The following is a 22,527-nucleotide window of genomic DNA, read 5'->3' on the forward strand; positions in this document are numbered from 1 at the left end:
GAGAAGGTCCCCTGTCGTGAAGTGGTAGCAGCTCCACTCCACGACAGGGGACCTTCTCCCATCAACGACCGCTACAGCGCGTCGTCACACTTTCTCGACCAACCTCTCTGGGCAGTACAGCTAGTGACGTTCTGCTTCTTCGCTGAGGCCGAAAGCCCCTGCCGCCGGTGGGTATCTGAGCGAAGTGTCGACGGGGACAACAGGTGTGAGCGTCGCAGCCGCCACGATCTGCCGGTGGGACTCGGGCACGGCGACGGCGCCACCCGCTATCTGCTGGTAGGAGATGTGCGTGAGCATGAATATCGCTCGGCGTGCGCTCTTTGGTGAACGTCTCGTCGAACCCGGCCTAAAGCGAGGGTTTCCGGTCTTGGAACGTGCCTGTCCCGTGAGCGGATCCACGGCGGACGTCGAAGAAAGGTGAGCACGTTCATGACTGGCTATGGAGATGTCGGCGGCGGCTACGGGCTGGCGACCGGGATCGGCGTGCTGCTCGTCCTGACACTGGTCGCGTTGGCAGCCGCGTCGACGCGGCGTCGCTACCGCCGCCGATCCATCGCCAAAAAGGCCAGCAGCACAGCGAACACCGCCGCCCACCAGGGCAGCACCGGCGCCTCGCCCGCGCGCCGCACACCGCAGCCGCGGGAAGCATCGACGCCGGGGCTGATCAGAAAAGATCGCATTGCCCTGTTGATCGCCGAGGGCCTCGTGATCCGCGAGCGTCTCGCCGGAGATATCGATGCCGCCACCTACCAATCCCGCATGCACGAGCTGGCCTGCGGACGCCGAACATGACTACCGGCCAACGCATTCCGCCAAGCGCTGCAAACCGAGATCTGCGGACGAGCATGTGATGACCGTCGCCGATATCGTCGTGGTCGTTGCAGCCGTCGCGGCCATCGCAGGGCTGGGCTGGTTCTTCTTCGGCCCCCGCCGAGCTCGTATGGCCCAACTGGACGGTGGGGTGCAGCGGGTCGCGGTGACCGTTCGGGGCGGCTACAGCCCCGACGTCATCAAGGTACGGCAGGGACTGCCCGTGGAAATGGTGTTCGATCGGCAGGAGAGCGGCGACTGTACCTCCCACGTCGTGTTTCCCGATCTTCAGCTCAGCGCGGCTACGCCGGCCTACAAGCGCACTACGGTTCGGTTCACTCCGGCGCAGTCCGGTTCGTTCGGGTTCGCCTGCGGGATGAACATGATCCACGGCACCCTGGTCGTTGAACGCGGCGAGGAACCGGTTGTGCCGAACGGTGATGAGCACCCGGCCGAGCAGGCCGCCCCGCCGCAAGCAACCGCCGCTGCGGCCGCCGTGGACGTGGAGGCCGCGCAAGCCGAGGAGCGGCGCACGGAGATCGCCGATCTGACACGGCGGGTGCTGATCGGGGCGGTGCTGACCGCGCCGGTGTTGTTCGCGGTGATGGCGCAATCGCTCTTCGGCGCGCACTGGGTGCCCGCCGTGTTGCTCAACCACTGGGTGCAACTGGCGTTGATCACCCCGGTGATGTTTTACACCGGCTGGCCGATCCACCGCACCGGCTGGCTGACGCTTGCCCATCGCGGCGCGGACATGAACAGCCTGATCACCCTGGGTACGACCGCCGCCTACGGGTACAGCCTGCTGGTCACCGTCGCCCCGAGACTGCTGCCCGCCGACCTACGGGAGGTCTACTTCGAAGCCGTTGGCGTGATCCTCACCCTGATCTTGTTGGGCCGGTTGTTCGAGGCGCGCGCCAAGGCCGGCACCGGCGAAGCCATCCGCGCGCTACTCGGGCTGCAGGCGCGCGCCGCCCGTGTCGTGCGCGGCGGCGTCGAAACCGAAATCCCCGTCGACGAGGTCATCGCCGGCGATGAGGTTCTGATCCGGCCTGGGGAGAAGATCCCGGTCGACGCCACCGTCCTGACCGGGCAGTCCGCGGTGGATGAGTCGATGGTCACCGGGGAATCGATGCCGGTGAGCAAACATCCTGGTGACACGGTGATCGGCGCCACCATCAACACCACCGGCTCACTGCGGGTGCGCGCGACCAAGGTCGGCGCCGACAGCATGCTGGCCCAGATCATCAAAATGGTGCAGCAGGCGCAAGCGTCAAAGGCCCCGATCCAGCGCTTGGCGGATGCGACCTCGGCCTACTTCGTGCCGGTCGTGATGGCCATTGCGATCGCCGCGTTCGCCGTCTGGTTTGTGGCCGGCCCGCCACCCACGCTGACCCTGGCGCTGGTGTCTGCAGTCGCCGTGCTGATAATCGCCTGCCCGTGCGCGCTCGGGCTGGCCACGCCGTTGTCCATCATGGTCGGTACTGGCAAAGGCGCCCGCGCCGGTATCCTGATCCGCTCGGCCGAGGCATTGGAGACCGCGCACAAACTCGACACCATCGTGTTGGACAAGACCGGCACCATCACCGCCGGTAAACCGGCGCTGACCGACATCGCCACCATCGGGGTGTTCGGCGGGCAGGAGCTGCTGGCTCTGGTCGCGGCCGCGGAATCTGACAGCGAGCACCCGTTGGCCGCCGCGATCACCGCCGCGGCCCGCGACCGCAACCTCGCCGTGCCGAGGGTCTCTGGGTTCGACTCGATCACCGGCAAAGGCGTGCAAGCCACCGTCGCGGGGCACGCCGTGGTGGTGGGCACCGCGCGCCTGCTGGGCGACGCCGGAATCGACACGAGTGCCCTCGACCCGATCAGCGTGCAACTGTCCGGGGAAGGTAAGACGCCGATCCTGGCAGCGGTGGACGGGCGGGCTGCCGGGGTGTTCGCGGTTGCGGACACCGTCAAGGCGGACTCGGCCGCCGCGATCACCGCTTTGCGCCGCCTCGGTGTGGAGGTCGTCATGATCACCGGTGACAACGCCCGCACTGCTGCCGCGATCGCCCGGCAAGTCGGCGTGACCAGGGTGTTGGCCGAGGTGCTGCCCGAGCATAAAGCCGGCGAAATCCGCCGCCTGCAAGCAGAAAGACGCCGGGTCGGCATGGTCGGCGACGGCATCAACGACGCCCCGGCGCTGGCCCAGGCCGACGTTGGCCTGGCGATCGGCACCGGCGCCGACGTCGCGATCGAAGCCGCCGACATCACGCTGATCTCGGGCTCACTGGCCGGGGTGGTCACCGCCATCCGCCTGTCGCGCTCCACCATGCGCAACATCCGCCAGAACCTGTTCTTCGCTCTGGTCTACAACGCCGTCGGCATCCCCCTCGCCGCCGGAGTGCTCTACCCAATGCTCGGGCTGCGACTGTCGCCGATGATCGCCGCGGCAGCGATGGCGCTGTCGTCGCTGTCCGTCGTCGGCAACGCCAACCGACTGCGCCGCTGGAAGACCACCCCGCTACCCGCGGCCGAGCAGGTCACCACCGAGCCCCGCGTCGAAACCCACACTGAGCAAGTCGACGCACGCCGACAAACCACGACGGTCGACCCGGTATGCGGCATGGAACTGACACCCGCCACGGACACCGAGCAACGCGTCGTGGACGGCACCACCGTGTACTTCTGCTCCCCGCACTGCGCCAACACCTTCGACGCCGACCCTAACCACTACACCACGGCGGCGAACGGCGCGCGATGACCACGTCACGATGGCCGGACACGGCAACGAGCGCCGCACCGGTCGAGCCGCTGGGCACGCCCGACGCCGGGCTGGCGCGTGACCTACCCAGCACCTCGGCCGGCGTCAACGGCAGTGGCCTGGCCAACCTGCGTCAGTGAGCCGAGCAAATGAACGGTGCGTTGAGCATCGAAACCCCCTCCGGGGGAGGAACTCTGGTTCGCTGGTGACGGCGGCAGAAGTCCCGGAAAGCGGGGACCTTCGCCTCGAAGCGTAACCGCGGCGCGGCGCCAGTGTGGAACACCAGAAGTGTCAACAGGAAGCAGTCTTCTGATGAGCGCTCATTCTCCGGAGCTCGAGACGATCCGCACAGTCTTGTCCATGGCCACCCGGGCGCCGTCGGCGCACAACTCTCAGCCATGGCGGTGGCGGATCGGCGCGAACAGCTTGCATCTGTACGCCGATCTCGAGGGCATCTGCCCAGCACCGACCCCGACCGCCGGGACCTGATGCTCAGCTGCGGCGCGGCGCTTCACCACTGCGTGGTGGCACTTGCTGCTATGGGTTGGCAGGCCAACGTCCACCGGTTCCCCAATCCGGCCGAACCCGAACATCTTGCCGCCGTGAAGGTTCACCGCCACCCCGCCACGGACCTCGATGTGACGCTGGCCGCGGCGATTCCGCGGCAGCGCACCGACCGGCGGCACTACAGCTCGTGGCATGTGCCGGCCGGCGACACCACCGTCATGGGTACGCGCGCGGCAAGCAGCGGGGTGATGCTGCGCGAAGTTATTTCACTTCCGAAGCTGCGGCGCATTGTCGCGCAAGCGGTATGGCAACACGCCACCGATGACGACTATCTCGCCGAGCTGCCTACGTGGAGTGGACAGAACGCATCGGTGGCCGGTGTGCCGCCCGCGACATACCGCCCTCCGATCCGGCGGCACCGCTGCCGGGCCGACTGTTCGCCGGGTGCTGCACTGTCCCAGCCCCCCGATACCGAACCGGCAGACGACAACGCGGTCGTGCTGGCGCTGGGCACCAAAGACGACACTCCGCTGGCCAGACTGCGCGCCGGCGAGGCCACCAGTCTGGTGCTGCTGACCGCCACCGCACAGGGGTTGGCGAGCTGCCCGGTGACCGAGCCATTGGAGATCGCTGAAACACGAGATGCCGTGCAGACCGACGTCTTCGGCGTCAGCGGGTTCCCGCAGATGCTGCTGCGCATCGGGTGGGCACCGGCAAATGCCGACCCGCTGCCTGCGACTCCTCGCCTCCCACTGGGCGCGGTCGTCGAGAGGCTCGACGGATCGGCGTTTGACCGGCCGTAGCCCCCGCAGCCCCGCGGTCTCGTCCATCAGGTCCACGGCGTACTCCAGTTTGTCCATCGCCTTCGTGTCCGGAATCTCGTTCATGTTCTACACGAAGTCCATGACGGTGTTGAACACTCCCGTGGAGTCGATGCCCTTCTCGAAGACAGCAATACAGACCGCGCTGAACTCGTTGGCCGCCTCCCCGCAGAATCTGCCGATTAGTCTGCCGATTAGACCGCAAGTCCTCCTGCTCGACATTCAACGTGTGCATCCGCTCTCCTGGGTGGCCATACTCCGGTCGCTAGTGCGCACCGGCCGCGCGGTGATGATCGGTTCGGACATTCCTAACCCCACAGCGGCACAACATGCATGGAACGGGCCTGTCTCAATCGCGCCCCTTCGCCCCGGCGTTAGCTATCGGGCCTTCTACCAATGCATCCCACCACCACACCTTGACACCGGCCAAGCCCGCCACCGCGCGCGGCCATAGGTCACCGCGTGCGGGGGCTTTGGTCTCTGGTGTGCGGCCAGCGGTGGAAACAAGAGTGGATGGCGACCGGCGGAAAGGGTGTCGATGTTTGAGGTTCGTATCCATGGACGTGGCGGTCAGGGCGTGGTTACCGCGGCGGGATTGCTGTCAGTTGCGGCGTTCCTCGACGGCAAGTATGCCCAGGCCTTCCCGAGTTTCGGTTCCGAGCGCACCGGCGCCCCGGTGGCCGCGTTCTGCCGCATCGACGAAAAGGAGATCCGCTCACGCGAGCCGGTGGTCCGCCCTGACGCGCTGATCGTGCAGGACGCCACCCTGCTGCACCAGGTTGCAGTGTTCGACGGCCTGGCACCGGCGGGCTACCTGTTGATCAATTCATCGCGCAGCCTCGCGCAGCTGGGCCTCGGCGAGTTCCTCGAAGGTTTCCGACCCGACCGGATACTGGCGGTGCCGGCGACCGACCTGGCCCGCGAACACCTCGGCCGACCGGTGCCCAACGTGGTGCTGCTCGGTGGGTTTGCCGCCCTCACCGGGCGGGTCTCACCGGATTCGGTGGTCGCGGCGATTCGCGAGCGGTTCACCGGAACAGTCGCAGACGGCAACGTCGCTGCCGCCCGCAGCGCCTTCGATTTCGTGCGAACCGAAATGAGGGGGCTAGCTGGTGTTGCGGCAAATTGAGGGTTCCCAGGCGGTCGCGCAAGCCGTCGCGCTGTGCCGGCCGGAGGTGATCTGTGCCTATCCGATCTCCCCGCAGACCCACATCGTGGAAGCGCTTTCCAGGCTGGTGAAGCGGGGCGAACTCAAGCCCTGCGAGTTCGTCAACGTGGAGTCGGAGTTCGCCGCGATGTCGGTGGCGATCGGCGCCTCCGCGGCCGGAGCACGCGCCTATACGGCGACCGCGAGCCAGGGCCTGCTCTACATGTCCGAGGCCGTGTACAACGCCGCCGGGCTGGGCCTGCCGATCGTGATGACGGTGGCGAACCGGGCGATCGGCGCGCCGATCAACATCTGGAACGACCACAGCGACTCGATGTCGCACCGCGACTCGGGTTGGATCCAGCTCTACGCCCGCACCAACCAGGAAGCGGCCGACTTGCACTGCCAGGCGTTCCGCATCGCCGAGGAACTGTCGGTGCCGGTGATGGTGTGCATGGACGGGTTCGTGCTCACCCACGCCGTCGAGCGGGTCGATCTGCCCAGCCAAGAACAGGTAGACGCATTCCTGCCCAGCTACGAGCCGCGTCAGGTGCTCGACCCCGCCGAACCGGTATCCATCGGAGCGATGGTGGGACCGGACGCCTTCACCGAGGTCCGCTATCTCGCGCATCTCAAGCACCTACAGGCGATCGAGGCGATTCCCGATATCGCCGACCGTTTCGCCGAAACCTTCGGGCGCGACTCCGGCGGGCTCATCCACCCCTACCGCACCGAGGACGCCGACACGATCGTGATCGCGCTGGGCTCGGTGCTGGGTACCATCTGCGACACCGTCGATGTACTGCGCGAGACCAACGCGCGAATCGGTGCGCTCGGGATCACCAGCTACCGCCCGTTTCCGGCCGACGCCATACGTTCCGTACTCGCTCACGCGAAACAGGTTGTGGTCGTGGAGAAGGCGTTCTCCGTCGGTGTCGGCGGGATCGTCTCGACCGACGTACAAATGGCCCTGTCCGGCACCGCGGTGCGGGTTCACACCATAATCGCGGGACTAGGCGGGCGTGCGATCACCAAGACGTCGCTGCACAACGCGTTCACCGACGCACTGGCCGACGCGCTGGAGCCGGTGTCTTTCCTCGATCTCAACCGGTCGCTGATCGACCGGGAACTGCAGAGGATGCTGGCCACCCGGCGGTCCGGCCCGCACGCCGAGAACATGCTCGCCGACGTCGGCGCGATCGCCCCTCGGATCAGGTGAGGAAACGCCAATGCCCGTGCAGCCCATCAAGTTCTACCAGACCGGAAGCTTTGTGGTCGGCAACCGCTTGCTCGAACCGGAGCAGACATCTGTGCAGGCGAGCACCGAACGCACCAACTCGCTCAATTCCGGACATCGCGCCTGCCGAGGCTGCGGTGAGGCGTTGGGAGCCCGCTACGCCCTCGACGCGGCGATGCGCGCCACCGCCAACCAGCTGATCGCCGTGAACGCGACCGGCTGCCTGGAAGTCTTCTCCACGCCGTATCCCGAAACCTCCTGGCGGATTCCCTGGCTGCACTCGCTGTTCGGCAACGCACCTGCCGTAGCTACCGGGGTCGCCGCGGCGATGAAGGCCAAGGGCCGCACCGATGTGCGCGTGGTCGGCCAAGGTGGCGACGGAGGCACCGTGGACATCGGATTCGCTTGCCTGTCAGGGATGTTCGAGCGCAACGACGACGTGCTGTACCTGTGCTACGACAACGAGGCATACATGAACACCGGGGTGCAACGGTCCGGCGCCACCCCGCCGGCCGCACGCACCACCACAACCCCCGCGGTCGGACCGGATCCCGGCAACGTATTCGGACAGGGCAAGAACCTACCCGCGATCGCGCTGGCCCACGAAATCCCCTATGTGGCAACCGCGACCGTCGCAGAGCTGCGCGACCTCGAGTACAAGGTGCGTCGGGCGATGGATTTCCGCGGCGCGCGCTACATCCACATTTTCGTGCCGTGCCCGCTGGGCTGGGACAGCGCTTCCCGGGACACCGTGCGCATCGCCCGGCTGGCCAAGGAAACCGGGCTCTTCCCCGTCTTCGAGGCCGAACACGGAGAAATCATCAGCACGTCGAAGATCCGCCGGCAGCTGCCTGTCGAGGACTACCTGAGCATTCAAGGCCGCTACGCGCACCTGTTCGGCAAGAATCCGCGCACCGACATCATCGCGCGCATTCAAGGCATCGCCGAGCGCAACATCCGCAAGTTCGATCTGCTGGGAGAGCCGTGATGGACAAGCCGTTCGCGATCACGCTCGACGTCGGATCGAGCCTGGCGAACAAGACCGGTTCCTGGCGGACCGAACGGCCGGTCTACCGCGACCTGCTGCCGCCCTGCAACAACGCCTGCCCCGCCGGGGAGAACATCCAGCAATGGCTCTACCACGCCGAAGAAGGCGGCTACGAGGGCGCGTGGCGCCAGATCATGGCCGACAATCCGTTCCCTGCCGTGATGGGCCGGGTCTGTTACCGGCCATGCCAGAGTGCCTGCAACCGCGGCCAGCTTGACGAGGCGGTGGGCATCAACTCAGTGGAACGCTTCCTCGGCGACGAGGCCATCAAGCGGGGATGGACCACTGAGGCGGCGGCCGCTGGCACCGGAAAGTCGGTGCTGGTGATCGGCGCGGGCCCGGGCGGCCTGTCGGCCGCGTATCACCTTCGGCGGCTCGGCCACGCCGTCACGATAGTCGACGCCGGCGAGGCTGCCGGTGGCATGATGCGCTACGGCATCCCGCGCTACCGGCTCCCCCGTGAGATCCTCGACGTCGAAATCGAGCGGGTCCGGGACCTCGGCGTCACGCTGGAACTCGGCCGCCAGGTCACCGATGTCCCAGCCGCCATGCGCGCTGGTGGCTTCCAGGCCGCCTTCCTCGCTGTCGGGGCCGCGATCGGCAAACGCGCCTACATACCTGCCGGCGACTCGGCCCGGATCCTCAACGCCGTCTCCGTACTGCACGATGTCGAAGGGCCGCACCGGCCACTGCTCGGCCGCCAGGTCGTGGTCTACGGCGGCGGGAACACGGCCATGGACGCTGCCCGCACCGCGAAACGCCTAGGCGCGACCGACGCGCTCGTCGTCTACCGGCGCAGCCGCGACAACATGCCGGCCCACGACACCGAGATCACCGACGCTCAAGACGAAGGCGTCAGGATGAAATGGCTCGCCACCATCGCGCACGCCGACCACGGCGCCATCACCGTGGAGAAGATGCGGCTCGACGACTCCGGACTACCCCAGCCCACGGGCGAATTCGAAGAACTCGCCGCCGACACCGTCATCCTCGCGCTCGGACAGACATCCGACCTTTCCCTACTGTCCAATTTGGACGGCGTCGAGCAGCGCGACGGCGAGCTCATAGTTGACCCGAACCTGATGACCGGCCACCCGGGCATCTTCGCTGGCGGCGACATGGTGCCCGGTGAGCGCACCGCCACTTCCGCCATCGGGCATGGCAAGAAAGCGGCGCGCGCCATCGACTCGTGGCTGGGCGGCCAGCCGTACCAGCCAGCCACCAAACCCGCGATCGCCAGTTACAACCTGCTCAACACCTGGTACTACAGCGACGCGCCCGCGACCATCCGCCCCAAGCTCGACCCGGCCCGCCGGGTCACCACTTTCGACGAAATAGAGGGCGGGCTCGACGAATCCACCGCACTGTTCGAGGCCCGGCGGTGCCTGTCCTGCGGCAACTGCTTCAACTGCGACAACTGCTTCGGCGTCTGCCCCGACAACGCCGTCATCAAGCTCGAACCCGGAAACCGTTACGCCATCGACTACGACTACTGCAAAGGCTGCGGCCTCTGCGTCGCCGAATGCCCGAGCGGCGCCATCGAAATGAACCCCGAGCAGACCTGAGAAATCCGTTTATTCACACAACTTCTAAGGCGATGCGGCAGACGACAGTGGCCTTTCACAACTGGCACAGCACTTTTGAGCACAAACGCCACTGGCGTGGCTCATTGCGGATTCACACGCTCCTGCCGTCGGCAAATGGGGCCGACCGCTGCGCAGCTACCAGCAGCCCCGTGTCGCACGACGCGCCGGTCAACCACGCCACCCGCAGCGAGGGATACCGGCAGGGAAGGTACTGGTGGCTGCGCTGGGTGATCCTGGGCGTCACCGCCGTGGTGATCGGCATTGAGCTCGTGCTGGTGTGGGACCAGTTGGCCCGCGCGTGGCGCAGCGTGTACACCGCCAAGTGGTGGTGGGTGCTGGCGGCGGTGCTGGCCGCGCTGGCATCGATGCACAGCTTCGCCCGGATTCAGCGCACATTGCTGCAGTCGGCCGGTGTGAGGGTGAAGCAATGGCGTTCGGAGGCAGCCTATTACGCGGGTAACGCATTGAGCACCACGCTGCCCGGCGGGCCGGTGCTCTCTACCACCTTCATCTACCGCCAGCAGCGCAGGTGGGGCGCCTCACCGGTGGTCGCGTCCTGGCAGCTGGTGATCGCGGGCGTGTTACAGATCGTTGGGTTGGCGCTGCTCGGGTTGGGCGGGGCGTTTCTGCTCGGGGCAAAGAACAACCCCTTTTCGCTGATCTTCAGTCTCGGCGGCTTCATTGCGTTGATCGTGCTGGCCCAGACTGTCGCGGCCCACCCCGACCTGATTGACGGGATCGGGGCACGCGTTCTGTCCTGGGTCAACGCGCTGCGCGCCAAACCGCCCAACAACGGGCTACCCAAGTGGCGCGAAACGCTCGACCAACTCAAGGCGGTCAACCTGAGCCGCCGCGAGCTCGGCGCCGCATTCAGCTGGTCGCTGCTCAACTGGATCGCCGACGTGGCGTGCCTGTTGTTCGCGGCGTGGGCCGTCGGCGGTGCACCGTCGCTGGCCGGGCTGACCGTCGCCTACGCTGCAGCCCGTGCGGTCGGATCGATCCCTCTGACGCCCGGCGGGCTGCTGGTCGTGGAGGCGGTGCTGGTGCCCGGCCTAGTGTCCAGCGGCATGTCGGCGCACCACGCGATTTCGGCGATGCTGATCTACCGGCTGATCAGCTGGCTGTTCCTCGCCGCGATCGGCTGGATACTGTTCGTCGTCCTGTTCCGCGCCGAGAGCCAGATCGATCCGGATGCCGCCGAACGAGGCGGCATCGACGCTGAACCCAAACCCGCGGCCGACGATCCCTGAGGGGCCGGCGACGCGCCGTGTGTAGGCCACCAAGCGGACGCGCTGGCGGGCATTCGGCCACCTTCGGAGCCTACTTTGGTCCGGAGTCGCCTCCGACTTGTCGGGACATCGAACGAGCCGCGACAAGTGTTAGCTTCCGTCCGTGACTGCAAAAGAGGCGGCCCCGTTGCGGATCGGTATCCTGGGCGCGGCACGCATCGCACCGATGGCGCTCATCAAGCCGGCCAAATCCAACGCCGAGGTCGTGGTCGCCGCCGTGGCGGCGCGCGACGCATCGCATGCACGGGCCTTCGCTGCGAAACACGACATCACCCGGGTGCACGAAAGCTACGAAACGCTAATCGCCGAACCGGACCTTGACGCGATTTACAATCCGCTGCCCAACAGCTTGCACGGCCGATGGACCCGAGCCGCCCTGGCCACCGGCAAGCACGTACTGTGCGAAAAACCGTTCACCGCCAACGCCGCCGAATCCCGTGAAGTCGCCGAACTCGCCGCGAAGTCCGTCCGGGTGGTGATGGAGGCGTTCCATTACCGCTATCACCCACTGGCTTTGCGAATCGAGCAGATCATCGCCTCGGGCGAACTGGGCAAGCTCCAGCGGTTGGAGGCGACCCTGTGCTATCCCCTGCCGCAGTTCTCCAACATCCGCTACAACTACTCGCTCGCCGGAGGCGCGACGATGGACGCCGGCTGCTATGCGGTCCACATGGTTCGCACGTTCGGCGGCGGAACTCCGGAAGTTGTTTCGGCACAGGGCAAACTGCGTGATCCGCAGATCGACCGTGCCATGACGGCGGAGTTGCGGTTCCCGGGCGGGCACACTGGCCGGGTCCGCTGCTCGATGTGGTCGGCGAATCTACTGCAGATGAGCGCAAGGGTGGTGGGCGACCAGGGCGAGCTGCGGGTGCTCAATCCGGTCATGCCCCAGCTCTTCCACCGGCTCTGCGTCCGATCAGCCGACGGCGAACGCGTGGAGCAATTTTCGCGCCGCGCGTCCTACGCCTATCAACTCGATGCATTCGCCGCGGCAGTGCTGCGCGGCCAAGCAGTGAAGACGACGCCGCAGGACGCGGTCGAGAACATGACCGTCATCGACGCGATCTATCGCACTGCCGGCCTGCCGCTGCGCGAGCCCAGCTGAACGTACGAATCGATGGTGCCAGCAGCAGTGAATCACGGCTGAAGGCAGTGGTATTCGACGAACGACAACACAGGTCCTTCCGAAGCTTTCTTCACTCTTAACACCGGCGCGGGCACACTTCGCATCACCCTGCAGATCACCGGGCAGGCTTGCCCTGAGGTGATGCGGTCAGGGCTGCCAGAGCCAGCGTGACGACCGCGACTTGCGCGCGTTCTTGTGTCCATCGCTGCCCCACCCGCAGCGCGAGATAGGTCCAGCCCACTTGGTTGAACAGCACCGTCGCGGTCTCATCGACATCGTCGATCTTCACCAGGGTATCGTCCAGCGCGCCGTCGCGCAGCAACCGCGCGAGGGGCCCGACGAAGACGCTTCGGGTCGCCACCGCGCGGGCACGGTCATCGCCGGTAGCGTCGTCGGGTTCGTGGAAGATGCCACCGTCCTCGGCGAACAAGCCGACCAGCAGGAAACGCCAAGGGTCGGCGACCCGGCAGATTTCCCGCAGGGCTAGGTCCAGACGGTCCAGGCCGGTGCCTGCCGACACCAACGTCGGCCACACAGCGCGCTGATACTCCTCGGCAGCCCGCAGACTGAGTAGTTCGATCACCCGGTCTCGCGTAATCCCGTTGCGGCGCAAGGTCATCCGTGAAGCGCCCAAACGCCGCGCGAGGCTTGCGACGGTCAGGCCAGCCAGCCCCTGCTCTGCCAAAAGTTGCAGAGCAGCTTCCGTGATCCGGCCTTCCCAATCGCTTACGATACGCTAGTGTATCAGTAGCAATACACGCTAGGTCACGAGCGGAGTGAAGATGAAGAGGCCTCTGAGGCGGCGCCGCCGTCCCGGCTGGCGCGGCGCCGCGGTGGCCGGGCTGGCGGGACTGGGCGTCAGCGAGGTCGTGGCCGCGATAGGGGGGAGCTCACTGGTCGACACAGTCGGCAGGGCGGTTGTCGACTGGAGCCCTCGGCTGGTGGTCGATCTCACGGTGGAAGTCCTCGGCAGCCGGGATAAGGCCGCGATCCGCATCGGCGTGGGTGCCGCCGCGATCGGCACCGCTACCGCGCTGGCCGGGCTGCCGGCCAACGTTCGCCCGCCCGCCGTGGCCGCGCTTGCCATCGCGACGGCTGGTCTGGCCTTAAGGCGCCCTCCGCGGTCCTGGGCCACCATCATCGCCGCCGCGGCGAGCGGTGCCGTCGCGACGGCCATCGGCCTGCGTCGCGCTCCAGCCAGCCTTCGAGGTGAGGCAGCCGTGGCATTGGTCGGCGGTGGCGGGCTCCTCGCGGCGCGCGCGCGGTTGGCCCGTCGCCACCGTCAGCACGACACGCTGAATGAGGCCGCCGGCCGGTCCCGTCAGAGCGCGGCGATGCCCGACGATGGCGCGAAACCTCTTTCCGGCCTCTCGCCGTTGATCACCCCGATCGGCGACCTTTATGTCACCGACGTCAATCTGGGCACGCCACTGGTCGATCCGGACCGGTGGCGGCTCGCGGTCACGGGGTTGGTGGCGCGACCCCACCGGTTGTCGCTGGCCGAGCTGGCGGCGCAGGCTGACGAGTTCGATGCCGTCATGGTGTGCATTCACAACCCGGTCGGGGGACACCGGGTCGGCAACGGTCGCTGGCTCGGTGTACCGCTGCGGACCGTGCTCGAGCGTGCCGACCCATCGAACCGCGCGACGACACTGGTAACGCGGGCTGTCGATGGTTTTACCGCGTCGCTGCCGGTGCAACCCTTGCGGTCGGGCGAGTGGAGCGGGTATGTCGTTATCGGGTTGAACGGCCAGCCGCTGCCGGCCCGGCACGGCTTCCCGGCGCGGGTGTTCGTACCGGGTATCTACGGCCAGTACACCGGCGTGAAGTGGCTGTCGGAACTGGAGTTCGTCGCTGGTCCGCACGCCGACTACTGGTCGCCCCGCGGATGGCCGCACCGGCCGGCGTGGATTCAACCGCAGGCCCGCATCGATGTGCCGGCAGCCGAAGCATCAGCAGGCAGCGCGGCTACCGTCGCCGGTGTCGCGTGGGCGCCGCCCCACGGTGTCGGCGGTGTTGAGGTGCGCGCCGACGATGGTGCATGGCAGCAGGCGGATCTTGCCCGCGAACTGGCTCCGTCGTCGTGGCGGCGCTGGCGGGCAACGCTCGACGTGGCGCCGGGCACCCACACCATTCAGGCGCGCGCGATCAGCCGCTCCGGCGAGGTCCAACACGGCGGCCAGCGACCGCCGTTTCCGCTCGGCGCGAGCGGGTGGCACACCATCACGATCCGCGTGTCGCAGTAGCATCCACCGTCGACGCTTCGGGAGTAGCTATGGCGATTTCGGCACAACTGGGCGACCTGCACCGGGCCGACCTGTCCGCGGGGCCGGTGGAATATCGCGAGGAAGGCTCTGGCACGCCGATCGTCTTCCTGCACGGCATCATCGCCAACGGCGACGTATGGCGAAACGTCGTGCCCGAACTGGCCGGCCGATACCGCTGCATCACCCCCGACTGGCCGTTGGGCGCGCATCGGCTGCCGATGCGCGACGGCACAGACTTCACCCTGTTCGGGCTGGCCGCACTCGTCGACGAATTCCTTGAGGCACTGGGGCTCCGCGACGTGGTGCTCGTGGCGAACGACACGGGCGGCGCGATCGCCCAGGCGGTGGCCGCCCGTCATCCGCAACGCCTCGGACGGCTGGTGCTCACGCCGTGCGATGCCTTCGACAACTTTCTGCCCTTGCCCATCAAGCACCTGCAGTTGTTGGGCCGCACCCCGATCGGTCTGTACCTGCTGGCGCAGAGTCTTCGCTCACCGTTGATTCAGCGGCTGCCGATCGCGTTTGGCCGGCTCACCGAACGGTCGATCCCTGCTGAGATCATGCGCTCTTATACCGAACCTCTGCGGCGCATCAGTGGGGTCCGTCGCGACTTCGCCGCCTTGGTCCGCGCCATCAGCACCCGGTTCACCGAGGAGGCGGCGCGTGGCCTAGCTTCGTTTTCGCGGCCCACCCTGATCGTCTGGGCGCGCGAGCGCCGGCGGTTCTTCCCGGTGCAGTATGCCCACCGGCTCGCCGACGCTCTTCCTGATGCGCGCCTGGAATTCCTTGATGACACGGGGCCGTTCGTCACTGAGGATCAGCCGGTGGCCCTGGCCGGTTTGATCCAAGAGTTTCTCCAAGCCTCGCCGTGCACGCCTTAGTGGTCCCGACTCGCTGATCTTGGGTATTGTTACTTTGAGTTTTCGGCTCGTCAGCTGAAGCTGGGTGTCCTAGCGAAAAGCGCAGTGCGACTGCGGAATTCAAAGGTACGCCTGTCTGTCGCATCGACAAGGCCGACGCTTCGGGCGGCATGGATACCCGGACGGCTGAGGGTTCGACTCCGAACACCGAAGCTGTCTGCCCGGGTGAACGAGGGCAACTATTTCTCCGATGGACGGGCACTAGGCAGGCGTGCGGCCTTCAGCCGATCGCGCTGGCGCCGTCATCACCGAGGCAGCTCAGGATCAGGGGCAGATCGCTGAGTTCCGCAACAGCCGCCCGGCACGAAGCGCAGAGGCCCAAGTGCGCTTCGAACTCGCGCCGCTCGGCACTGCACAGTGAACCCAGCACGTAGGCGGCGTCCCACATCGCGAAATCGTGACCGCCCCGCTGCGGCGACGAGCCGTTGCGCGGTCCCCCGCACCGCATCTTGTGTCGCATGACTTTCCCTTCCTGAAGTTGCCACCAACTGTCCTCGCGCCGGTCGCCGCTAGGTAGGGCATCAGGTCACTTCGGGCCGGTGCCAAAGTCCTATGCAACCTAGTAGCGGCCCACACGGGATGCCCAGCCGGCACCACAGCCGTCGCCTGTCCTACGTCGGTCTTCGAGCAGGGCGCCAACGCTGCGAGTACATCGAGCGGTCAAATCCCATCGAGCGCCACATCAGCGGTGTCGATCACGACGTCGGTCGTGGGTCGCCACGCTCACCCGGCTCCCTGCCGACCGCTGCGACAACGATGTTAGGGACCCGCGGGTGATTGACCGGAGGCGTTACTCACCCGGCAGACGGCCCGTGGGCCTTCGTCAGGACCACGCCAGGCGTGGATTTAGACGCGGTGCACGGGCCAACCAGCCGCCAGCCGCCCCGTGGTTGTCGGATCTTGATGTCCTATTGCGACTTGTACACCGCATACCAGGTGCGCCGCGCCAGATGCTGGATTGCCTCGGCGAGGAGTTCGCTGCGACGATACTGCTCGCGCCGGCGCAGCTCGCGACGTAGGTCGGTCTCTGCCTCGAGGTCGGCGATCGCCTCGCGGTATGCGTGTTCGGCGCGGACCAGCTGCTCCAACGCTTCGTCGGCCAACGTTGCGGCGCCGCCGCGGGGAAGCGCCCGAATGGCTGCGCCCAGCGGCGTCATCGCTGCCACGATGACCTCCACCTGCCCACCGAGGCGCGGGTCTGGAGCCGTGCGCGAAAGTTGGGCTTCGCGCGCAAGACCGTAGGCGCGCTCGGCGACCGCGCCCAGCCGCTCACCGAGTTCGAAAAGGTCCTCTGCGGCAAGGGGTGTACTGAAACTGGACCGAACCTGGGTCTGTAGCCGTCGCCGAACTTCGTGCTCGGACGCCAGCAGAGAACGCAACTGGACGACAATGTCCTGGCCGCCCGTCCCGGCGCACCACGCCCGCAGAACACCGACCACGGCCTCCACGACGGCCAGCTGCGCGGTGAGGGTGCCCAGAACGTCATGGGTTTCGGGCAGAAACCATGCGCGTGGAAGCCTCATATGAATTCCCTCCAGAGCAGAAAGGCCGCGGCGCCCATCGCGGCACTGATAGGTAGCGTGATCAACCACGCGGCGCCAATCTCGCGCACCACCGACCAGTGCACATGGTGCGCGCGTTGTGCCATTCCGACACCGACCACACTGGACGCGACGACGTGGGTGGTGCTGACTGGGGCGCCCAACGCCGCGCCGGCCAATATCACTGCCGCAGAGCCTCCTTGGCTTACGAGTCCGTCCAACGGGGCCATCCGGTAGACGCCGCTACCGATGGTGCGCACGATTCTCCAGCCCCCGAACGCGGTTCCGACGGTCAACGATGCCGCAGCCATCAATCGCACCCAGATCGGCACGGAGAAGGTCGACAGGTGGCCGCTGGTGAGCAGCAATAAGGTCACGACACCCATGGTCTTTTGCGCGTCGTTGGAGCCGTGGCTGAACGCCAGCGCGGACGCGGTCAGCCACTCCCCTCGCCGCACAACGACATTGAACTCACGGCGCGCACGCTTGAGCAGTCGGCCTGCTACCGCCATGCCTGCGGCGCCGACCAGCACGCCGAGCACAGGGGAGATCGCAAGCCCTGCCAGGACGCCGAGCACTCCATCGGGAGTGCCGTGGGCGATGCCTCCCCATCGGACACCGGCTGTCCCACCAGCGGCGAGCGCAGCCCCGACGAGTCCGCCGATCAGCGCATGCGACGAACTCGACGGCAACCCGAACCGCCACGTCGCCAGGTTCCATCCTATGGCGGCGGTGAGAGCGGCACCTATCGCCGGTAGCGTTTCGTGCGGCGCGACGGTGACAACGCCGCCCACGGTGTCGGCCACTGCTGTACCCATCACCAGCGGGCCCGCGAAGTTGCCTGCAGTCGCCACCACGAGTGCCTGCCCGGGGGTCGCAGCGCGGGTAGCCACCAGCGCGGCAACGGAATTCGCCGAGTCATGGAAACCGTTCGTGACGTCGAACACCACGGCCAGCCCGATCGCCACGAGCAGGATCGCCATCCCCATAGCAGCAGCCGGCCTACCGCCGAGTCGCTGTAGGACGCGGCGCACGCGTCTCCAGCTCTAGTTGTGACCGGGACAGGTTGACTGTCAACGGAATCAGATGCGCGCGGACACGAGCCGTCGCGGCAAGGCGACGATGGGTTTCGTACACGACATCTCGCACGCGAGCGCGCGTGCACGTCGAAAACTTCGCAGTCAATACGGCCACGATCGAATCCAGCTCGCTCACGGGAAGGCCGGGCGGCTCGGGGACTGGCGAATTCGGCGCGGATCTGGCCGGCGAGCCGGTCAAGTCCGAGTCGGCCAGTTTGCTCCGGCTCATATCGGCACCCCTGACATCGAATCGTCGCGGTTATTGCTCGCGCTTCTGGGAGTCTCACGCTGGCGCCGCTGCCGCGGCAGGGCCTTTGGACCTCGGCGACATGCCGTTGGGCATCCCCCAGCAGAACAGGGGGTCATCCCGGCGCCAGATGCGTGGGTTCGGAATCGGTTTGGGCCCCGCTGTGATCGATTGGCGACCCCAGCCCGAGCGTGACGACGTGGACATCGCCCGACGAGAGCCTGCTCACCTGGTCTTCGATGCACACGGTGACGTGGTCGCCGATATGCGGGTGCAGGTGCAAGCGAACCTGCTCGCGGGTCAGTTCGACGCTGATCGGCTGGCCGCGGTAGACGATCTCGAATGCTGCGCGGGGCAGCTCGGCCGGCAGCACCGGGTGTAGCCGCAACATGTCACCGCGCGTCTCCAGGCCGGCGTAACAGCGCAGCACCATGTCGGCGGTGCCGGCCATTGCGCCGATATGGACGCCTTCGCGGGTGGTGCCGCCCTGAATGTCGGCGAGGTCGCTGTCCAACGCCCGGGTGAACAGCGACCATGACGCTTGCCGGTCGCTGCGGCCCAGTACCCAGCTGTGCACGAGCCGGCTCAGCGTCGAGCCGTGCGTCGTACGGGCACCGTAGAACTCGACGGTGCGCCGTACCGCCTCCGGTGGGAGGAGGTAGCCGAGCCGGTCCAGCACGGCCCGCAGCTCCTCGGCGGAGAGCAGGTAGAGCAGCATCAACACGTCGGCTTGTTTGGAGAGGCGGTATCGGTTCGGGTTGTCGCCCTCGGCGGCGAGGATCAGGTCGAGGCGTCCGATGTCGCCGTACCGGGCCCGGTAAGCGTCCCAATCGAATTCGGCGAGCCGCTCATACCCCTCGAACTGACTGATGACGCCGTCGTCGTGGAACGGCACCCGTAGCCGGTGCCGGATGTGGTCCCAATTGTCGCGTTCGCCGGGCCGCAGCGCGATACGGTCCCAAGCCGGGCCGCAGTCGCTGCCGGCGAGCAGGTCGGTAGCTTCGATGGTTGCGGTGATGAGCCAGGCGAGCATCACATTCGTGTAGGCGTTGTTACGCACCCCTTGACCGGGCGTATCGGGGTAGCCGTCATGGAATTCGTCGGGCCCCATGACCCCGGCGATGTCGAAACGCTGCGATGACGCGTCGTAGGTTGCCATGCTCACGAAGAGCCGGGTGACCTCGACCATCAGCTCGGCGCCGATGTGGATCAGGAAGGAGAGATCGGCGGTGGCCTGGTAGTACTGCCAAGCGCTGTAGGCGATGGCCAGCCCGACGTGGCGCTGGCGGCGGGAGTTGTCGGGCAGCCAGGTTCCGGTGCGCAGGTTATAGAGTTCGCTCGGTGTTTCTTCGCGGCCGTCGCTGCCGCTCTGCCAGGGGAACATCGCCCCGTCCAGACCGGCGGCGCGGGCGGCTGCCCGAGCCTCGTCCAGGCGGCGGTGACGGTAAGACAGCAGTGCCCGGGTCAGTTCTGGGCGACGCAGGGTGAGCATGGGGTAGACGAACATTTCGTCCCAGAACACATGCCCGCGGTAGCCCTCCCCGTGCAGGCCGCGCGCCGGTACGCCCGCATCCAGGTCCGGTCCGGCCGCGCAAACCGTTTGCAGCACATGGAAGGTGTTGAGATTGAGCGCCAGCGTCTGGCGTTGCCCCGCCCGAATGTCGACGCCGAATCTGTCCCACAGCCGCTGCCACGCGGCCTCGTGGGAAGCCAACAGCTCATCAGCTGAGGGGGCCCGCGCGACTTTGGCGGCGGCCGACAGCGCCGCGCTCGATAGTGCAGGATCCCGGGAAGTGGCGACCGCGGCGATCTTTTCGACCGTCACCGCTTGCCCCGCCCGTAGTGCCAGCACCAGCTCCTGACCGATGTAGCCGGGGTTGTCCTCGATGACCCGCACCGCATCGACATCGGCGTCGGCGTCTGGGGCGTCGGCGCGCAGCCGGGTACGCGCCGCCACCGCGGTGTGCACTTGGGACTGGCTGGTGACCACTTCCAGCACAACGGTTTCGGGGTCGACCTGCTGGCCGGCGACCGGCAGCAGGTGCTGATTGGCCAGCAGCCGGTACTCTGCAACATTGCGGTTGGCCACCCGCCCGTCAATGCCGCAGCGGATGCAGATCGGGCCGGACCAGTCTTCGGCTTCGACCGTCACTTCGAGCACCGCGAGGTGTTTGGACGCCATGTGCACAAAGGAACGAGTAGTCACTCGGGTGGTGCGGCCATCGGCGTCGCGGTAGCGGCAGGCGCGGGTGAGCAAGCCACGGCGCAGGTCGAGTTGCTGTGTATCGCTGAGCATTTCGGCCGACCCGTGCTCATATGGCGCTCGGCCGGGCGGCCCGACCGTCAGCGACTTCCAATCGGGCGCGTTGACGAGGTGCTCGTCTTCGACGACTCGTCTTCCCACATCGCTGCGCAGCCGGTTGTAGACCCCGGCCAGGTAAGTGCCCGGGTAGTGCACAGTGTCGGCTGTGCTGCCCGGCACCGATCCGCGCGTCCCCCAGTAGCCGTTGCCCAGGGTGCACAGCGCCTCGCGGGTGCCCTCCAGCTCCGGGTCAAACCCGTCGTAGGCCAGCAGCCAAGCGTGCGTCGGGGTCGCCGCGCCGCCGCACCAGTTGTCGGCCGAGTCGCAGACCGGGGCGTCGAGCTCGAGGGCGGCCAGGTCCTCCACCACCACCTGCGCCCCGGCGCCGAGCAGCCCGGCCCGGTTGCCCACCCGGTCAACACCCACAACCAGACCAAAGCCGCCGGCCGCGCCGGCCCGAACCCCCGCCTCGGCATCCTCGACCACCACCGAGCGGGCCGGGTCGACGCGCAGCCGGCGTGCCGCCTCCAGAAACATCGCGGGGTCAGGCTTACCGGGCAATGCCAGCGCCAGTGCGTCGCTGCCGTCGACCCGGGCGTCGAACAGGTCGCTCACGCCTGCCGCGGCGAGCACTGCCTCGCTGCTGCGGCTGGAGGTCACCAACGCGGTTGGGATGTCACTGGCCCGCAGTCGCCGCAGCAGCGCCACGGTGCTCGGGAAGGCCACGGCCCCGCCCCGGGCGAGCTGCTCGGCGAACAGCTGCTGCTTGCGCGTCGCCAGCCCGCGCACGGTGCGCAGTTGTGCGGGGTCATCAGCCGAACCCTCGGCGACGTCGATCCCCCGCGACGCGAGGAACGTGCGCACGCCGTCCTCACGGGTACGTCCATCAACGTAGCGCCGGTAGTCGGCCTCCACGTCGAAACCTGGCGTTGGCGTCGCGGCCAGCTCGGGGAGCACCTCGTCGAAGAGCGCCTTCCAGGCCGCGGCATGCACCTGGTCGGTGTCGGTTACCACGCCGTCCATGTCGAACACGACCGCGGCATAGGACCGCAGACATGGCAGGTCCGGCCCGACCGGTTCTGTCCGGCCGGTCACCACGGCTGGTCGCGACGACAGGGATTGCGGCGCGCGATGTCGGCCATCCCCGCCGCCACACTCAGCGACTTGTCAAACTGGCAGGCCAGAATCATCGCCGTGTCGTCGCCGAGGACGTGACGGCACAGGATGCGTTGCAACCGGGCCTTCTTCCCACTCGGCGGCCGATGATCCGACAGCCACGGGCGAGTGTTCATTCGTCATTCCTCGCGTCGGCTAATGTGCAGCGCGGTGAGCAGAGTGGCGGCCTTGGCGGTCAGGGCCGGCGTGCAGACAATGTCGTAGCGCTCGGCGGCCAGAGTGGACACCGAGGTGAAGTCGCGGCGGCCATGCGTGGCCCAATGTCCGACAAACCCGAAGATGGCGCCCCACACCGCACCGATCAGCAGGGCGGCGACGAGGACGGCCAACCACGCGTGTGCTACGGCGAACATCCCCAACAGCAACCCGATGAACAGTCCCCACCATGCACCGCTGGCCGCACCGGTGAGAGCCGCGCGTGCGTTGGTCATGCGGCCGGTGATGGCTTCCACCGTGCTCACTCCGTGACCGACGATGCGCAGATTTTCGACGGGAAACTCCGAATCGGACAAATAGTCGACGGTGCGCTGCGCCTGGTCGTAGTCGCGGTAGCTGGCGACGACTCGATACTCGGCGCTGGCAGCGGCCTGGCTGGTCGGGTCGTCGAACGATTGATCGGAATGGGTGTCCATGGTTGTTCCTTCGGGGTTGTGGTCTTGTTGGGTTTGTGCGCTG

Annotated in this window: 21 protein-coding genes and 1 pseudogene; 13 read left to right on the top strand and 9 right to left on the bottom strand. The window is 67.1% G+C overall.

Translation table 11 applies throughout. The features are described 5' to 3' along the window. Positions 1-417 precede the first annotated feature (417 nt). From MCHLDSM_RS17225 to MCHLDSM_RS17265, 11 genes are all read left to right on the top strand, one after another. Positions 418-792 (top strand): hypothetical protein, encoded by a 375-nt coding sequence (locus MCHLDSM_RS17225; protein ID WP_048471223.1) that lies wholly within the window; start codon positions 418-420, stop codon positions 790-792. Between the two features lie 58 nt (positions 793-850). After that, entirely contained in the window at positions 851-3,559 is a 2,709-nt protein-coding gene (locus MCHLDSM_RS17230) for a heavy metal translocating P-type ATPase (RefSeq protein WP_048471224.1), read from the top strand. Continuing rightward, positions 3,556-3,699 (top strand): hypothetical protein, encoded by a 144-nt coding sequence (locus MCHLDSM_RS38145; RefSeq protein WP_156455060.1) that lies wholly within the window; start codon positions 3,556-3,558, stop codon positions 3,697-3,699. The genes MCHLDSM_RS17230 and MCHLDSM_RS38145 overlap by 4 nt, the downstream gene beginning before the upstream one ends. A 172-nt stretch (positions 3,700-3,871) precedes the next feature. Beyond that, a complete protein-coding gene (locus MCHLDSM_RS40450) occupies positions 3,872-4,048 on the top strand; it encodes a nitroreductase family protein (protein WP_407661962.1) in 177 nt (58 codons plus the stop codon). Continuing rightward, on the top strand, positions 4,048-4,869 hold the full coding sequence (locus MCHLDSM_RS17235; RefSeq protein WP_407661961.1) for an Acg family FMN-binding oxidoreductase: 822 nt from the start codon (positions 4,048-4,050) through the stop codon (positions 4,867-4,869). The genes MCHLDSM_RS40450 and MCHLDSM_RS17235 overlap by 1 nt, the downstream gene beginning before the upstream one ends. 556 nt (positions 4,870-5,425) lie before the next feature. After that, on the top strand, positions 5,426-6,016 hold the full coding sequence (locus MCHLDSM_RS17240; protein WP_048471245.1) for a 2-oxoacid:acceptor oxidoreductase family protein: 591 nt from the start codon (positions 5,426-5,428) through the stop codon (positions 6,014-6,016). Next, the gene (locus MCHLDSM_RS17245; protein WP_048471225.1) at positions 6,000-7,253 is read left to right on the top strand and encodes a pyruvate ferredoxin oxidoreductase; all 1,254 of its coding nucleotides are present in this window, start codon (positions 6,000-6,002) and stop codon (positions 7,251-7,253) included. Before MCHLDSM_RS17240 ends, MCHLDSM_RS17245 begins: the two co-directional genes overlap by 17 nt. A gap of 10 nt (positions 7,254-7,263) precedes the next feature. Then, on the top strand, positions 7,264-8,259 hold the full coding sequence (locus tag MCHLDSM_RS17250) for a thiamine pyrophosphate-dependent enzyme (protein ID WP_048471226.1): 996 nt from the start codon (positions 7,264-7,266) through the stop codon (positions 8,257-8,259). Next, on the top strand, positions 8,259-9,884 hold the full coding sequence (locus tag MCHLDSM_RS17255) for an NAD(P)-binding protein (protein WP_174545968.1): 1,626 nt from the start codon (positions 8,259-8,261) through the stop codon (positions 9,882-9,884). Before MCHLDSM_RS17250 ends, MCHLDSM_RS17255 begins: the two co-directional genes overlap by 1 nt. A gap of 170 nt (positions 9,885-10,054) precedes the next feature. Next, positions 10,055-11,155 (top strand): lysylphosphatidylglycerol synthase transmembrane domain-containing protein, encoded by a 1,101-nt coding sequence (locus tag MCHLDSM_RS17260; protein WP_048471228.1) that lies wholly within the window; start codon positions 10,055-10,057, stop codon positions 11,153-11,155. 205 nt (positions 11,156-11,360) lie between these two features. Continuing rightward, positions 11,361-12,299: a Gfo/Idh/MocA family protein gene (locus tag MCHLDSM_RS17265; protein WP_234714081.1), complete on the top strand. Its 939-nt coding sequence runs from the start codon at positions 11,361-11,363 to the stop codon at positions 12,297-12,299. Between the two features lie 136 nt (positions 12,300-12,435). Here MCHLDSM_RS17265 and MCHLDSM_RS17270 read toward each other — a convergent pair whose 3' ends face one another. Both MCHLDSM_RS17270 and MCHLDSM_RS40455 read right to left on the bottom strand, forming a co-directional pair. After that, positions 12,436-12,939 carry a hypothetical protein gene (locus MCHLDSM_RS17270; RefSeq protein WP_060937702.1) on the bottom strand — a complete coding sequence of 168 codons (504 nt, stop codon included), beginning with the start codon at positions 12,937-12,939 and terminating at the stop codon, positions 12,436-12,438. A gap of 3 nt (positions 12,940-12,942) precedes the next feature. Beyond that, a pseudogene (locus MCHLDSM_RS40455) lies at positions 12,943-13,053 on the bottom strand (TetR family transcriptional regulator); the annotation flags it as partial. Positions 13,054-13,102: 49 nt separating this feature from the next. Here MCHLDSM_RS40455 and MCHLDSM_RS17275 point away from each other — a divergent pair. Beyond that, positions 13,103-14,566, top strand: a complete 1,464-nt coding sequence (locus MCHLDSM_RS17275) for a molybdopterin-dependent oxidoreductase (RefSeq protein WP_131722649.1) — start codon at positions 13,103-13,105, stop codon at positions 14,564-14,566. A gap of 29 nt (positions 14,567-14,595) precedes the next feature. Next, positions 14,596-15,468: an alpha/beta fold hydrolase gene (locus MCHLDSM_RS17280; protein ID WP_048471232.1), complete on the top strand. Its 873-nt coding sequence runs from the start codon at positions 14,596-14,598 to the stop codon at positions 15,466-15,468. Between the two features lie 259 nt (positions 15,469-15,727). On the opposite strand, the gene MCHLDSM_RS17285 is transcribed toward MCHLDSM_RS17280, so the two are convergent. The 7 genes from MCHLDSM_RS17285 to MCHLDSM_RS17310 form a co-directional block, all read right to left on the bottom strand. Further along, the gene (locus tag MCHLDSM_RS17285) at positions 15,728-15,895 is read right to left on the bottom strand and encodes a zf-HC2 domain-containing protein (protein WP_082168937.1); all 168 of its coding nucleotides are present in this window, start codon (positions 15,893-15,895) and stop codon (positions 15,728-15,730) included. A gap of 520 nt (positions 15,896-16,415) precedes the next feature. Continuing rightward, positions 16,416-17,030 (bottom strand): hypothetical protein, encoded by a 615-nt coding sequence (locus MCHLDSM_RS17290; protein ID WP_048471233.1) that lies wholly within the window; start codon positions 17,028-17,030, stop codon positions 16,416-16,418. Then, on the bottom strand, positions 17,027-18,037 hold the full coding sequence (locus MCHLDSM_RS17295; RefSeq protein ID WP_048471234.1) for an inorganic phosphate transporter: 1,011 nt from the start codon (positions 18,035-18,037) through the stop codon (positions 17,027-17,029). The genes MCHLDSM_RS17290 and MCHLDSM_RS17295 overlap by 4 nt, the downstream gene beginning before the upstream one ends. 13 nt (positions 18,038-18,050) lie before the next feature. Continuing rightward, positions 18,051-18,356 carry a three-helix bundle dimerization domain-containing protein gene (locus MCHLDSM_RS40460; protein ID WP_407661959.1) on the bottom strand — a complete coding sequence of 102 codons (306 nt, stop codon included), beginning with the start codon at positions 18,354-18,356 and terminating at the stop codon, positions 18,051-18,053. Positions 18,357-18,489: 133 nt separating this feature from the next. Further along, on the bottom strand, positions 18,490-21,771 hold the full coding sequence (locus MCHLDSM_RS17300) for a beta-phosphoglucomutase family hydrolase (protein WP_268781658.1): 3,282 nt from the start codon (positions 21,769-21,771) through the stop codon (positions 18,490-18,492). Then, positions 21,768-21,911 (bottom strand): hypothetical protein, encoded by a 144-nt coding sequence (locus tag MCHLDSM_RS38150; protein ID WP_156455061.1) that lies wholly within the window; start codon positions 21,909-21,911, stop codon positions 21,768-21,770. The genes MCHLDSM_RS17300 and MCHLDSM_RS38150 overlap by 4 nt, the downstream gene beginning before the upstream one ends. Positions 21,912-21,971: 60 nt before the next feature. Then, on the bottom strand, positions 21,972-22,484 hold the full coding sequence (locus MCHLDSM_RS17310) for a YflT domain-containing protein (protein ID WP_048471236.1): 513 nt from the start codon (positions 22,482-22,484) through the stop codon (positions 21,972-21,974). Between the last annotated feature and the right edge of the window lie 43 nt (positions 22,485-22,527).

This window comes from Mycolicibacterium chlorophenolicum (assembly GCF_001044235.1).
Lineage (GTDB): Bacteria > Actinomycetota > Actinomycetes > Mycobacteriales > Mycobacteriaceae > Mycobacterium > Mycobacterium chlorophenolicum.